At 69.1% G+C, this 12,477-nt stretch carries 15 protein-coding genes and 1 riboswitch; of the genes, 9 read left to right on the top strand and 6 right to left on the bottom strand.

Annotation, left to right across the window (positions count from 1 at the left end; translation table 11 throughout):
* Positions 1–35: 35 nt before the first annotated feature.
* Positions 36–833, top strand: coding sequence for a Rossmann-like domain-containing protein (locus QUW25_RS00300; protein ID WP_289510237.1), 798 nt, complete (start codon positions 36–38; stop codon positions 831–833).
* Between the two features lie 9 nt (positions 834–842).
* On the opposite strand, the gene QUW25_RS00295 is transcribed toward QUW25_RS00300, so the two are convergent.
* The 4 genes from QUW25_RS00295 to QUW25_RS00280 form a co-directional block, all read right to left on the bottom strand.
* Positions 843–1,994: a hypothetical protein gene (locus tag QUW25_RS00295; protein ID WP_289510236.1), complete on the bottom strand. Its 1,152-nt coding sequence runs from the start codon at positions 1,992–1,994 to the stop codon at positions 843–845.
* A 124-nt stretch (positions 1,995–2,118) separates the two neighbouring features.
* On the bottom strand, positions 2,119–2,844 hold the full coding sequence (locus QUW25_RS00290) for an ABC-2 transporter permease (RefSeq protein WP_289510235.1): 726 nt from the start codon (positions 2,842–2,844) through the stop codon (positions 2,119–2,121).
* The gene (locus QUW25_RS00285) at positions 2,844–3,731 is read right to left on the bottom strand and encodes an ABC transporter ATP-binding protein (protein ID WP_289510234.1); all 888 of its coding nucleotides are present in this window, start codon (positions 3,729–3,731) and stop codon (positions 2,844–2,846) included. The genes QUW25_RS00290 and QUW25_RS00285 overlap by 1 nt, the downstream gene beginning before the upstream one ends.
* Before the next feature lie 40 nt (positions 3,732–3,771).
* On the bottom strand, positions 3,772–4,140 hold the full coding sequence (locus QUW25_RS00280; RefSeq protein WP_289510233.1) for a GntR family transcriptional regulator: 369 nt from the start codon (positions 4,138–4,140) through the stop codon (positions 3,772–3,774).
* Between the two features lie 222 nt (positions 4,141–4,362).
* Positions 4,363–4,475, top strand: a riboswitch (TPP riboswitch).
* Here QUW25_RS00280 and thiC point away from each other — a divergent pair.
* From thiC to thiD, 8 genes are all read left to right on the top strand, one after another.
* The gene (gene thiC / locus QUW25_RS00275; protein WP_289510232.1) at positions 4,467–5,828 is read left to right on the top strand and encodes a phosphomethylpyrimidine synthase ThiC; all 1,362 of its coding nucleotides are present in this window, start codon (positions 4,467–4,469) and stop codon (positions 5,826–5,828) included. It overlaps the preceding riboswitch by 9 nt.
* A gap of 9 nt (positions 5,829–5,837) precedes the next feature.
* Positions 5,838–6,035, top strand: coding sequence for a sulfur carrier protein ThiS (gene thiS / locus QUW25_RS00270; RefSeq protein WP_087226084.1), 198 nt, complete (start codon positions 5,838–5,840; stop codon positions 6,033–6,035).
* Positions 6,035–6,700, top strand: a complete 666-nt coding sequence (gene thiF / locus QUW25_RS00265; protein ID WP_289510231.1) for a sulfur carrier protein ThiS adenylyltransferase ThiF — start codon at positions 6,035–6,037, stop codon at positions 6,698–6,700. Before thiS ends, thiF begins: the two co-directional genes overlap by 1 nt.
* Before the next feature lie 92 nt (positions 6,701–6,792).
* A complete protein-coding gene (locus QUW25_RS00260) occupies positions 6,793–7,605 on the top strand; it encodes a thiazole synthase (protein ID WP_289510230.1) in 813 nt (270 codons plus the stop codon).
* The gene (gene thiH / locus QUW25_RS00255) at positions 7,602–8,870 is read left to right on the top strand and encodes a 2-iminoacetate synthase ThiH (RefSeq protein WP_289510229.1); all 1,269 of its coding nucleotides are present in this window, start codon (positions 7,602–7,604) and stop codon (positions 8,868–8,870) included. The genes QUW25_RS00260 and thiH overlap by 4 nt, the downstream gene beginning before the upstream one ends.
* A gap of 8 nt (positions 8,871–8,878) precedes the next feature.
* Positions 8,879–9,442 (top strand): thiamine phosphate synthase, encoded by a 564-nt coding sequence (locus QUW25_RS00250; RefSeq protein ID WP_289510228.1) that lies wholly within the window; start codon positions 8,879–8,881, stop codon positions 9,440–9,442.
* Positions 9,443–9,465: 23 nt separating this feature from the next.
* Entirely contained in the window at positions 9,466–10,161 is a 696-nt protein-coding gene (thiE, locus tag QUW25_RS00245; protein WP_289510227.1) for a thiamine phosphate synthase, read from the top strand.
* An 8-nt stretch (positions 10,162–10,169) separates the two neighbouring features.
* Positions 10,170–10,997: a bifunctional hydroxymethylpyrimidine kinase/phosphomethylpyrimidine kinase gene (gene thiD, locus QUW25_RS00240; protein ID WP_289510226.1), complete on the top strand. Its 828-nt coding sequence runs from the start codon at positions 10,170–10,172 to the stop codon at positions 10,995–10,997.
* A gap of 21 nt (positions 10,998–11,018) precedes the next feature.
* On the opposite strand, the gene QUW25_RS00235 is transcribed toward thiD, so the two are convergent.
* Together QUW25_RS00235 and QUW25_RS00230 are read right to left on the bottom strand one after the other, a co-directional pair.
* Positions 11,019–11,369 (bottom strand): DUF2200 domain-containing protein, encoded by a 351-nt coding sequence (locus tag QUW25_RS00235; protein WP_289510225.1) that lies wholly within the window; start codon positions 11,367–11,369, stop codon positions 11,019–11,021.
* A gap of 9 nt (positions 11,370–11,378) precedes the next feature.
* On the bottom strand, positions 11,379–12,383 hold the full coding sequence (locus QUW25_RS00230; protein WP_289510224.1) for a LysR family transcriptional regulator: 1,005 nt from the start codon (positions 12,381–12,383) through the stop codon (positions 11,379–11,381).
* Between the last annotated feature and the right edge of the window lie 94 nt (positions 12,384–12,477).

Raw genomic sequence — 12,477 nt, 5'->3', positions numbered from 1 at the left:
CCGCCAAACCACGACAACTAGACCTGGAGGAAATGATGACAGATGCGTGGTCGCTCTACGATCAGATGATTGCCCAGATTCCTGAGGACGTCCTCGTGCGGCACGTGGCCATGGGCGCTCACCACTGCCTTGTCGAGGCCGAGTGCGGGACGGGCGTGGCGGCGCTCCATCGCGGCGGTGCGCGCCTGCGCATGGGGCGCGGCTGGTCAGACAGGCCGCTGCGCGAGCTTGCTGCCTGCGCAAAGTCGTGGGACTTCGAGGTGGCGTCGGTGGGCGTCGCGGCGCTCAACGCCTGGCACAACCAGCGCGAGCGTCTGGACGCGCTGGGCCTGATCAAGGATGCGGAGAGCACGGACCCGTTTGTGTTTCTCGTCCCGGTCGCAGCGCGCGTGGCGGCGGAGAAGAACGACGGCTCGCGTCCCCGCACGGTGGTGGTCGGCCACTTCCCGCACCTCGCGGCCATCGCGGAGCACGCGGACGTTGCCGTGCTGGAGCGCACCGCCCGCGCGGACACGGACCTGCCGGACACTGCCTGCGAGTACCTGCTTCCGGGCGCGGACCTCGTCGTCATGACGGGCATGACGCTCGCCAACAAGACCATGCCCCGGCTGCTCGAGCTCGCGCGCGACGCGCTCACCTGCGTCGTGGGCCCCTCGGCCACGATCTGCGCGCCGGTGCTGGAGGCGGGTGCGGACCTCGTCGCCGGCAGCGTGGTTGCCGACGCGGCGCTGGCCCGCGAGGTCGTGACCTGCGGCGCCCCGCTCCACGGCTCCGGCGCCCTCGAGCACGTGCTCGTCGCCACGCCCCGTGGCCGCGCGACGCTCGCGCGCTGACGCCACGGCCTAGCTCATGCTGTCGACCATATCGTCAGTCTGTTTGATCAGCAGGTCGACAGGGGAGAGGTCCTGCCTCATAGTTGAGGCGTCTATGTAGCGCCGCCGCGCGCAGAAGCTCTCTGCCATGGACGTGCCGCGCGCGTCCGGATCGCCCTCCCCCTTCACGTAAACGAGCTGATCGGCCAGGTCGCCTGCCAGGTCTCGGCGACCCATGGCGAGAAGGACCGCAAGCAGGTCGGCAACTTGCTCGTCAGCGAGCTCCCGTACCAAGGACGCGTCGCCGTTGCGCGCCGTCGCGGCCCAGCTGACGTTCGCTGACGCATGGGCGAGCACCTGGCAGCCCGCCGGAGTGAGCCTCAGCCCCAGGTCAACGAAGAATGCACGAAAGATCATGACCGCAACGATCAGGACAACCGACACACCTGCGAGTGCGGGGCTTGGGTCGGTGAGCGCGGCGGCCGGCCCGAACACGCACCAGAGGCAGGCGAGTATGCTGACGAGAGGGTTGAATACAAGGTAGACGAGCGGGTTTGGTCTATGGGCGAGCCCCGCCGAGCAGAGGTCGTCTGCGTAACCCTTGAGGAAGCAGCCCAGCTGAGGGTACTGATCGGCGTTTCTCGCGTGCTTGCAGAGCTCCTCAACGTTCGCGTTCACGGTGTCCGGTGGCATGACAATCTCGAGCGCGTCAAGGTCGTAGCGGCTCAGTCCAGCTGCCTCGACCGCGAGGCGCAGGTGAGCGCCGTAGGAGTGAATCAGCCTCTCCTTGAGGTTGAATTGGTCCCTGCGGCGCTTTTTTGTGACAATGGGCCCCGCGTCCTCGTCCTCGTCGGACGTCGAAATAACGCCCGTTGCGTGGCCGCGCGCCGTGAAGGTCGCGGCTCCGTGTCCCAGCATGCGAACGACCGCTGCGAGGGCGACTTCGTAGGCGTTGCCCTTGTTGGAGAGCTCGCTCTCCTCGTGGCAGCGCAGCGCGCCGAGCAGCACCGGGTGCAGCTCGGGGACGTCGGCGGTTGCGGAAATCTCGCCAGGAATCGGCGGATCGAGCCGTTTGCTCACGCGGTTCATTGCGACGCACAGGACAAGGTAGGCAACGGGCACGCCCCATGCGACGATCCATGGGCGTGCGGTTTCCAGGATGTCTGCTGGCGAGAAGGGCATGCGTGTTCCAATCCAATTGGCGATAGCGCCCTCAGTCTAGGACGCGCCACGGCGCGCCGGGGGCAGCCAGGGCGATGCTTACGAAGCCCGTACCTTGGGGACGCATCTATTCTTCTCGCTAGCCCTAGAGCTCGCGCCTCTCGTAGAGCTTGAGCGAGACGGCGGCGGAGATCGCGAGCGCCACGGCGGACAGGGCGATAAGAACCACGCAGCCCACGGCCATGCCGGCCGGCGTGTCGAGCGCCTCGAGCGCGGCGGAGACGAGCTCCATGCCCGGGATGCCGCCGTCCAGCATGCCGCTGTTGCCGAGGATGACCACGGGCACCACGAAGAGAAGCACGATCACCGTGGGCAGGATCTGCGTGGCGCGCGTCTGGCCCAAGCGGAAGTAGAGTGGCGTCACGATGCTCGCCACCACGGAGCCAATGAGCAGGGTGAAGCAGGTGACGACAGCCATGACGGAGAGCATGTTCGGGTCAAAGGCGAACGCCTCGCCGACTTCGCCGGGCAGGCCCACCGCCGAGACGACGGCAGTCGCCGCGAGCGCCGCAACGAGGCCCACGACCATGCCGAGCAGGCCAAACGCCACGATGGCGGCATAGCGGCCGAGCACCACGTCGCGGCGGGAGAGCGGCAGCGTCAGCCGGAAGAGCTCCCAGTGGTTGAGCTGGTCGTAGGCGGCCAGGCCCATCGCGCTCATCATGAAGAACATGCAGGTGAGCGTCACCGGCATTGCGAGTGGCGTCTGCATGCCAAGGCCGATGCACAGACTCACGAGAAGCCCCAGGCCCACGAGCTGCCGTGCGTAGTCGCGAAAGACCGTCATCTCAAGGAGGAACGCGCGCCTCATTATCGGACGCCGCCCTTCAGGGTGAGGGTCATGTAGTCGTCTATGGTCATGCGGTCGACCGGGATCTCCGGGAAGCTCTCCGCAAAGGCAAAGCGGTCGGGAACGAGCACGTCGATGCCGTAGTCGTGGCGCAGGTAGCGCAGCTCGGCGTCGGAGATGATGCCCGCGTCCGCGATCTTCTCGAGGTCGGCCACGCGGCAGCGCGCGACTCCCATTTCGTCGGTTATGACGTCCTTGGGCAGGTCGAAGACGATGCGCCCGGCGTCGATGCAGACGATGCGGTCGGCGATGCGCTCGAGGTCGCTCGTGATGTGGCTGCTCATGAGGATCGCGCGGCCGGGGCGCGCCACGAAGTCGCGCAGGCGATCGAGCGCCTCGTCGCGCGCCATCGGGTCGAGGCCGGCCGTGGCCTCGTCGAGGATGAGGACCTGCGGGTCGTGCGCGAGGGCGCAGGCCAGGGAGAGCTTCATGCCCATGCCGCGCGAGAGCTCCTTCACCGTCTTCTTGGCGTCCAGACCAAAATCTGCGGTCAGACGCTCGAAGCGGTGCGCGTCCCAGGTGGCGTAGGTGCGCTCGTAGATGCGTCCCACGTCGGCGACCTTGAGGTGCTCCGGGAGCGAGATCGCGTCAAAGACCACGCCGACCTGCTCCTTCACTGCCGCGCCGGACGCGCGAGAGAGCTCTTCGCTGGAAACGCCGAGCACGCTCGAGGTGCCGCCGTCGGTGGGGAAGAGGCCGAGAAGGGCCTTGATGGTGGTTGACTTGCCGGCGCCGTTCTGGCCGATGAATCCCACGACCTCGCCCTCCTCCACGGCGAGGTTGACGTTTTCGAGGGAGAACCCCTCGTAGTGCTTGGTGAGGCCCTTCGCCTCGATGAGTGCGCTCATGGTGACGTCCTTCCCGTGCAAGGGGATGGCCCCCTGCACATCATTCCAGTACGAGGGCGAGCATCTCGGTGAGCTCGGCGTCGGTGAGGCCGCAGGCCCGCCCGCGCTCGACGGCCTTGGCGAGAAGCCCCTCGACCTCCCTCATCTGCTCCTCGCGGATGAGGTCGGCGTTTCCGCCGGCGACGAAGCTGCCCTTGCCCTGCACCGTCTCGATGAGCCCCGTTGCCTCCAGGTCCGCGTAGGCGCGCTTGGTGGTGATGGCGCTCACGCGCAGGCTGTTGGCGAGGGCCCTGATGCTGGGGAGCTGCTCGCCCTCGGCGAGCTCGCCCTTGACGATCGCGGCCTTGATCTGGTCCGTGATCTGCTCGTAGATGGGCTTGCCGCTCGAGTTCGAGATGATGATGTCCAAGCTGCGATCCTTCCGTGCTTGCCCGCCAGGACGTCTCCCGCGGGCCCACCGTGTATACTCGATAAGTACAATATATACACACATATACACAGTGCAAGCGAGAAGGCCAAAGTTTTTCTCGACACGCCGTTTGCCCCGCTGCGGCCACCTTTTGCCTGCGCGAGCGCACGTCCTGGGGGAGCGCTATACTTGCCGCAGGCGGACTTCGCGCCGCCGGAACAATCGCATAGCGCGGGGAGCTTGCAGGACGGCAGGCTGAGAGGGGGCGCGCCCGCCCCGACCCGAGGAACCTGACATGGGTAATGCCAACGGAGGGAGTTTTGCGCATGAGCACAGCTGTAGAGAACTTGGGCGGACAGACACCGCGCGGCGAGAAGAACCTCGTCACGCAGCTCGACTACGCCCGCGCCGGGCAGATCACGCCCGAGATGCGCGCCGTGGCGGAGGCGGAGCGCCGAGACCCGGAGTTCGTCCGCGCGGGCGTGGCGGCGGGGCGCATCGCCATCCCGGCCAACGTTCGCCATCTCGAGAAGGGCCTCGTGCCGCGCGGCGTGGGCACGGGCCTCTCCACCAAGGTCAACGTCAACCTCGGCATCTCCGGGGACGTGGCGGACGCCAGCATGGAGTGGGAGAAGGTCGGGACGGCCGAGAAGTACGGCGCGGACGCCATCATGGACCTTTCCAACTCGGGCAAGACCCGCTTCTTCCGGCAGCAGCTCGTGGAGCGCACGCCGCTCATGGTGGGCACCGTCCCCATGTACGACGCCATCGGCTACATGGAGAAGCCGCTCGTGGAGCTCACCGCCGAGGACCTTCTCGCCACGGTCCGCGCTCATGCGGAGGACGGCGTGGACTTCCTCACCATCCACTGCGGCATCAACCGTCGCGTGATCGAGACCTTCAAGGAGACCGGGCGCCTCATGAACATCGTCAGCCGTGGCGGGTCGCTGCTGTTTGGCTGGATGGAGGTCACGGGCAACGAGAACCCCTTCTGCGAGCACTACGACGAGGTGCTCGAGATCTGCCACGAGTACGACGTGACCATCTCGCTGGGCGACTCGTGCCGGCCGGGCTGCCTCTTCGACGCCAACGACGCCGCCGAGACGGCCGAGATGATCGAGCTCGGCAAGCTCACGAAGCGCGCCTGGGACGCGGGAGTGCAGGTCATGATCGAGGGCCCGGGCCACATGGCCATCAACGAGATCGCCGCCAACGTGACGATGGAGAAGCGCCTCTGCCACGGCGCGCCGTACTACGTGCTCGGCCCGCTCGTGACGGACGTGGGCGTGGGCTACGACCACATCACGGCGGCCATCGGCGGGGCCATCTCGGCGAGCGCCGGGGCAGACTTCCTCTGCAACGTGACGCCGGCCGAGCACCTCTGCCTGCCCGACGCAAAGGACGTACTCGACGGTCTTATCGCCACCCGGATTGCCGCGCACGCGGCGGACATCGCCAAGGGCGTGCCCGGCGCGCGCGAGGCGGACGACCGCATGGGCGACGCCCGGCGGCGCCTGGCCTGGGGCGAGATGTGGGACTACGCGCTCGACCCGGACACGGCCCGTGCGCGCCACGAGGCCTCGCCCGCCTCGACGGAGGGGACCTGCACCATGTGCGGCAAGATGTGCGCCGTCCGCACGGTGAACAAGGTCTTCGAGGGCACCACGATCGACCTCGACCTGGAATAGGGGGCTGCCATGGCACAGATAAACGGCAGGACCGCGCCCGAGGCCGACGGCCGGACCGTCGCCGAGGTGCTGGAGCAGATGGGATACGAGCGTGCCCGCGTGGCGTGCGAGCTCAACGGGGAGATTCTTCCCCGCGCCGAGTTCGATGTCCGCCGGCTGACGGCCGAGGACGCGCTCGAGGTCGTCCGCTTCGTGGGAGGCGGCTGATGGCGGGGGAGAGGGACGTCGAGAGGGGCGGTGCCGTCGTGGGGGACGCTCTCCCCGACGCCCTCGAGCGCCGTATCGGGCACGAGGCGCGGGAGCGCCTGCGCGCGGCGCGCATCGGGATCGCAGGGGCGGGCGGGCTCGGCTCCAACATCGCCGTCATGCTTGCGCGCAGCGGGGTGGGCGAGCTCGTTGTCGCCGACTTTGACGTGGTTGACGAGGGCAACCTCAACCGTCAGCACTACTTCCGCGAGCATCTGGGCCGTCCCAAGGTCGAGGCGCTCGCCGAGCAGCTCCTCGCCATCGGCTCGGGCACGCGCGTGCGTGCGCTGCGCACCCGCGTCACGCCCGAGAACGCCCGGGGGATCTTCGAGGGGTGCGACATCGTCTGCGAGGCCTTCGACGACCCCGAGGCCAAGGCGCTTCTCGCCGAGGAGCTCCTCACCCTGCCCGAGGGTCCCGTGCTCGTCGCTGGCAACGGCATGGCGGGCGCGGGCCCGGCGAGCGAGATCGTCACGAGGCGGGTGAGCCGGCGCTTCTACGTCTGCGGCGACGGCGCGTCGGACGTCGGGGCGACCGGGGCGCTTCTCGCCCCGCGCGTCGCGCTCTGCGCCGCCCAGCAGGCTCTTCTCGCCGTGAGAATCGTCCTGGGGCTTGAGGGCTGCTGACATCCACGGCTATCTGGCAACCAAGCGCGCCGCGGGCCGACCTGTTTTGCGGGGCCCAGTGCCCGTGGCGCCCATCAACGAAAGGAAGCACCATGACAGAGCACATCGCATCGGGCGCCGTCGCGCCCACCGCAGACACCTGGACCCTCGGCGGCAAGGAGTTTGCGTCGCGCTTCATCCTGGGGTCGGGCAAGTTCAGACTCGACGTGGTCAGGGCGGCCGTGGAGGACGCAGGCGCGCAGATTGTGACCCTTGCCGTGCGCCGCGCCAACACCAATCAGGAGGGGAGCATCCTCGATGCCGTGCCCGAGGGCGTGACGCTTCTGCCCAACACCTCGGGCGCCCGCACGGCCGAGGAGGCCGTGCGCATCGCCCGCCTCGCGCGCGAGCTTGGCTGCGGCGACTTCATCAAGGTCGAGGTCATCCGCGACGCGCGCTACCTCCTGCCCGACAACGCAGAGACCGTCCGCGCCACCGACATGCTGGCGAGCGAGGGCTTCACGGTGCTGCCGTACATGTACCCCGACCTCAACGTCGCGCGCGACCTGGTGAGCGCGGGCGCGGCCGCCGTCATGCCGCTCGGCGCGCCCATCGGCTCCAACCGCGGCCTGGTGACGCGGGACTTCATCCGCATCCTCATAGAGGAGATTGACCTGCCGGTGATCGTGGACGCGGGCATCGGGCGCCCGTCGCAGGCGTGCGAGGCCATGGAGATGGGCGCGGCTGCCGTCATGGCCAACACGGCCGTGGCCACCGCCGGCAACATCCCGCTCATGGCGCGCGCCTTTGGCGACGCGGTGCGGGCCGGTCGCGCGGCGTTCCTTGCGGGTCCTGGTCGCGTACTCGCCGGCGCGGGCGAGGCCTCGAGCCCGCTCACCGGATTTCTGGGGGAGGAGGCCCGATGAGCGCGGACGAGAAGAACGTGCAGGTCGCGGGGCCTGAGACCATGCCGGTGGGCAAGCGCTGCCGCCGCATCGTCTCCATGGACGAGAAGGACATGGCGCGCGCCATCCGCACCGACTACGGCCTGGACCCCATGACCTTCCTGCCCGACATGGACGTCCTGGACAACGGCATGTTCGACCGCGTGCTCGACGCCGTGGAGGCTTACGATCCCGACGCCGTGACCGCCGCCGACGTGCGCCGCGTGCTCGACGCTGACGTGGTGGAGCCCACCGACTTCGGTGTGCTCGTGTCGCCCGCGGCAGAGCCCTTCCTCGAGGAGATGGCCGAGCGGGCCCGTGCCGAGCGCGTGCGCTGGTTTGGCACCAACATCCAGTTCTTCACGCCGCTCTACCTGGCAAACTACTGCGAGAACCGCTGCGTGTACTGCGGCTTCAACTGCGAGAGCGGCATCCGTCGCGCCCGCCTGGACGAGGGGCAGACCATCGCCGAGCTCGACGCCATCGCCGCCACGGGCCAGGAGGAGATCTTGCTGCTCACCGGCGAGGACCCGGTGACGTCGGACGTGGACTACATCGCACGCGCCTGCGAGCTCGCGGCCGCGCGCTTCAGGAACGTTGGCGTCGAGGTGTACCCCGCCAACGTGGCCGACTACGCGCGCCTGCACGAGGCTGGCGCGGACTTCGTGACCGTGTTCCAGGAGACCTATGACCCGGCGCGCTACGCCAAGCTCCACGTTCGCGGCCGCAAGCGCATCATGCCCTACCGCTTCGAGGCGCAGGAGCGCGCGCTCAGGGGCGGCATGCGCGGCGTGGCCTTCGCTCCGCTGCTGGGCCTCTCGGAGTTTCGCCACGACGCGCTCGCCTGCGCGCTGCACGCCTACTACGTGAGCCGGGCCTACCCGCACGCGGAGATCTCCTTCTCGTGCCCGCGCCTGCGTCCCGCCGCGGGCGCCGTCACGCCCAACGGGCCGCACGTGAGCGAGGCGCAGCTCCTGCAGGTCATCTGCGCCTACCGCCTGTTCATGCCCTTTGCCGGCGTCACGGTCTCGTCGCGCGAGTCGGCGCGCTTCCGCGACCACGTGGCCACGATCACGGCCACCAAGGTCTCGGCCGGCGTGTCCACGGGCATCGGCGAGCATACGCACCAGGCTGAGGAGGGCGACGACCAGTTTGAGATCGACGACAGCCGCAGCCTGGCCGAGATGTGCACCGCCATGCGCGACATGGGGCTCGAGCCGGTCATGAACGACCACGTTCTGGTGTGAGGGCGCCTATGGGATCGCTCTTTGATGGCGGCTTCCTGCGCGTTGCCATGACGGACCGGCGCCGCTGCGCGCGGCCGCTGCCCGAGCAGGTGGCGCGGGTCGCCGGTGCCTACGACGCGCTCATCATGCGCGAGAAGGACCTGGACGACGGTGCGTACGCTGCGCTTGCCCGCGAGGTCATGGCGGCCTGCGACCGCGCGGGCGTCGCCTTTATCGCCCACGGCCACGTGCTCGCCGCCCGTGAGGCCGGCGCGTCGCGCCTGCACCTGCCGCTGCCCGCGCTTGAGCGTGACGGCCGCCCGGAGGGGTTTGACCTCGTCGGTACCAACGTGCACGAGGTGGACGAGGTGGCGGTTGCCGAGGGGCTCGGCGCTGACTACCTTGTGGCGAGCCCCGTCTTTGCGCCGTCGTGCAAGCCACTCCCGGGCCGCGGGGTCGCGTTTCTCGAGCAGGTCATCGCTGCGGCCCACGTGCCGGTGCTCGCCCTCGGCGGCATCACCGACGCCACCGAGCCTACCGTCCGCGCCGCCGGTGCCGCCGGTGCCGTTCGCATGTCCGACGCAATGGCGTGAGCCCAGGAAAGGAGACGCCCCTCATGGACGCCAATCACATAAAAGTGGGACCCGTCTTCCGCGGGTCCTTCTCGCCCGCCGACATCCGCCGCGGCATGCTGCTCTACGCGGTGACGGATCGCTCCTGGCTCAGGGGGCGTTCGCTCGTGGACTGCGTCCGCGCGGCGGTTGCGGGCGGAGCCACCTTCGTACAGCTCCGCGAGAAGGGCCTCTCGACGGACGAGATTGTGGCGGAGGCGCGCCAGCTCCTGCCCCTCTGCCACGCGGCCGGCGTGCCCCTCGTGATTGACGACGACGTGGAGGCGGCCCGGCGCAGCGGCGCGGACGGCGTGCACGTGGGGCAGTCTGACACGGCGTGCGCCGCCGCGCGCGAGGCGCTCGGGCCGGACGCCATCGTGGGGGTTTCCGCCCACACGGTGGATGAGGCGCTCGCCGCGCAGGCTGCCGGAGCGGACTACCTGGGCGTGGGGGCGCTGTTTGGAACGTCCACCAAGTCCGACACCGTGGCCGTGTCCCTCGAGGACCTCGCGCGCATCTGCGCCGCCGTGGACATTCCGGTGACGGCCATCGGGGGCGTGAGCGCGCGCACGCTGCCCTCGCTCGCGGGGACGGGCGCCGCCGGCGCGGCGGTGGTCTCGGCTATCTTTGCCGCCGAGGACATCGAGGCCGCGACGCGCGAGCTGCGCCGCCTTGCCGAGGACGCCGTGGAGTCGAGATAGGGGGTCTCATGGACATGGGGAGCTGGAGCGTTCCCGCGGTGCTCGCCATCGCCGGCTCGGACTCGAGCGGCGGTGCGGGCATCCAAGCGGACATCAAGACCATCGCCGCGCACGGGCTCTTTGCCGAGACCGCGATAACCGCGCTCACGGCGCAGAACACCTGTGGCGTGCGCGACGTCATGGAGGCCACGTCCCAGATGGTGGCCGAGCAGATCGACGCCGTCTTCGAGGACATCCCGCCCGCCGCGGTCAAGGTGGGCATGGTGTCCTCCGCGGCGATCGTCGAGGCCATTGCAGAACGGCTCGAGCGCTGGGGCGCCGAGAACGTGGTCGTGGACCCGGTGATGGTGGCCACCTCGGGCGCGCGCCTCATAGACGACGGTGCGGCGGGGGCGCTCGTGAGGCGTCTGCTGCCGCTCGCACGCGTGGTCACGCCCAACATCCCCGAGGCGGAGGCGCTGCTCGGCGAGCCGGTGCGAAACGAGGACGAGCAGGAGACGGCCGCGCTCGCGCTTGCGGAGCGCCTGGGCTGCGCCGTGCTCGTCAAGGGCGGGCACGGCGTGGCGGACGCCAACGACGTGCTGGTGGAGTCGGCCGTCGATGACGAGGGCGCCCCGCGCGTGACGTGGCTGCGAGCCCCGCGCGTGGAGACCGGGAACACCCATGGCACGGGCTGCACGCTCTCGAGCGCCATCGCCTGCGGCCTGGCGGAGGGTCTCGCGCTGCCCGAGGCGGTGTTGCACGCGAAGGACTACCTCACCGGCGCGCTCTCTTCCGGCCTGAACTTGGGCCGCGGCTCCGGTCCCGTGGACCACATGTGGCGCTACCGCGGCTGATAACGCGTGAGCCGCTCGGCGCTAGCTCCGCAGGATCTTCTCCAGGGCGCGGCCGCGGGCGAGCTCGTCGACGAGTTTGTCCAGGTAGCGGGCGTTTTGCTCCACCGGGTCCTCGATCGTGGCCACGTCCACGCCGCAGACCTTGCCGGTGATGAGCGTGCGGTTGGGGTTGAGCTTCGGCGCCTCGTCGAAGAGCTCCCGGTAGGTGACGCCGCGCTCAAGCTGCCGGGCGAGACCCGCCTCGTCGTAGCCGGTGAGCCAGCAGCACGCAGCGTCGACCTCCGCGCGCGTGCGTCCCTTGCGCTCGGCCTTCTGCACGAGCAGGGGATAGACCTGCGAGAACGACATCTCCGCGATCGGCTTGCGCGCCATGGGACCTCCTTAGAGAGCGTCGACCCGCTCACGATATTGCGCAATGACTTGCTCCAGCGTAACAGAGGCCATTGCATCTTCTGCGGCACGCTGGACGTCGTCGAAGTGCTCTCCGATCACGCCCCGCATCCGGACGTCGTCCGAGAACGCCTTGCGCGCCGCCTCCAAGAACCGCTCGGCGATGGGGCTGAACACCTGGTAGCGCCTCCAGATGAGCTGGATCCGCGTCTCCAGCCGCGGCGCGAGGGGCAGGAAGACCAGCCCGCTTCCGGGGCTCGTGTCCACGAGGTGGTCTAAGGTGAGCAGGCAGCCGAGGCCCTCCCTCACGAAGAGCGACCCGTTGTAGGACAGGCGGAAGGACCCCTCCAGGCGCAGGCGGTCGCGGCCCTCGCCGCACCAGCGCGCGATGTCGTCGTCCCAGCCCTGCTCCGAGCAGAACAGCGGCAGGCCCACGAGGTCGTCGAAGGTGACGGCGTCCCTCGACGCCAGCGGGTGGCCGGCGGGCACGACCAGGCCCCACACGTCCGGCTCGGGGAGCGGCAGGGCGTGGTACTTGGCGGTGTCCGGCTCCTGGGCGAGCACGGCGAAGTCGATGACACCGCGGTCGAGCTTCTCGGTCACCTGCTCGGTGTCGCCGCTCGTGATGTGGTAGCGCAGGTTGGGGTACAGGGCCCTGAGCGAGCGGATGACCGCGGCCAGGCGGCGGATCTGGTAGGACTCCGCGAGCCCCAGGTAGATGTCGCCGCCGAGCACCTCGTCGAGTCCGTGGAACTCCTCGGCGATCTTGTCGGCCATGCTCACGAGGTCCTCCGCGCGCTTGCGCAGGAGCATCCCCTCCTCGGTGAGGCGGATGGAGAAGCTGCGACGGACGAACAGCTTCTTGCCGAGCTCCCGCTCCAGGGACTTCAGCTGCTTGGAGAGGGTCGGCTGGGTCACGTGGAGCTGCTCGGCGGCGCGGGTCATGTTCTCCTCGCGCGCGACGGCCAGGAAGTAGCGCATCGTTCTCAGCTCCATGGGACCCCCGCTCGTGACATTCCGTTTCTTCATATCACGATATACAGAATAGCCATTAGCGCACCCCTCTCGGCCGACGTATAACGAAGTCGGA

The sequence above is a fragment of the Thermophilibacter provencensis genome, assembly GCF_030372065.1.
Taxonomy (GTDB): Bacteria; Actinomycetota; Coriobacteriia; order Coriobacteriales; family Atopobiaceae; genus Thermophilibacter; species Thermophilibacter provencensis_A.
The sequence above is the reverse complement of the archived record's forward strand: the minus strand, read 5'-3'. Positions and strand labels throughout refer to the sequence as shown.

Excerpts from the sequence above, each read along its gene's own strand:
- QUW25_RS00300 (WP_289510237.1), top strand. The coding sequence starts at position 36 with ATGACAGATGCGTGGTCGCTCTACGATCAGATGATTGCCCAGATTCCT.
- QUW25_RS00295 (WP_289510236.1), bottom strand. The coding sequence starts at position 1,994 with ATGCCCTTCTCGCCAGCAGACATCCTGGAAACCGCACGCCCATGGATC.
- QUW25_RS00290 (WP_289510235.1), bottom strand. The coding sequence starts at position 2,844 with ATGAGGCGCGCGTTCCTCCTTGAGATGACGGTCTTTCGCGACTACGCA.
- QUW25_RS00285 (WP_289510234.1), bottom strand. The coding sequence starts at position 3,731 with ATGAGCGCACTCATCGAGGCGAAGGGCCTCACCAAGCACTACGAGGGG.
- thiC (WP_289510232.1), top strand. The coding sequence starts at position 4,467 with ATGAGCACAGCTGTAGAGAACTTGGGCGGACAGACACCGCGCGGCGAG.
- thiS (WP_087226084.1), top strand. The coding sequence starts at position 5,838 with ATGGCACAGATAAACGGCAGGACCGCGCCCGAGGCCGACGGCCGGACC.
- thiF (WP_289510231.1), top strand. The coding sequence starts at position 6,035 with ATGGCGGGGGAGAGGGACGTCGAGAGGGGCGGTGCCGTCGTGGGGGAC.
- QUW25_RS00260 (WP_289510230.1), top strand. The coding sequence starts at position 6,793 with ATGACAGAGCACATCGCATCGGGCGCCGTCGCGCCCACCGCAGACACC.
- thiH (WP_289510229.1), top strand. The coding sequence starts at position 7,602 with ATGAGCGCGGACGAGAAGAACGTGCAGGTCGCGGGGCCTGAGACCATG.
- QUW25_RS00250 (WP_289510228.1), top strand. The coding sequence starts at position 8,879 with ATGGGATCGCTCTTTGATGGCGGCTTCCTGCGCGTTGCCATGACGGAC.
- thiE (WP_289510227.1), top strand. The coding sequence starts at position 9,466 with ATGGACGCCAATCACATAAAAGTGGGACCCGTCTTCCGCGGGTCCTTC.
- thiD (WP_289510226.1), top strand. The coding sequence starts at position 10,170 with ATGGACATGGGGAGCTGGAGCGTTCCCGCGGTGCTCGCCATCGCCGGC.
- QUW25_RS00235 (WP_289510225.1), bottom strand. The coding sequence starts at position 11,369 with ATGGCGCGCAAGCCGATCGCGGAGATGTCGTTCTCGCAGGTCTATCCC.
- QUW25_RS00230 (WP_289510224.1), bottom strand. The coding sequence starts at position 12,383 with ATGGAGCTGAGAACGATGCGCTACTTCCTGGCCGTCGCGCGCGAGGAG.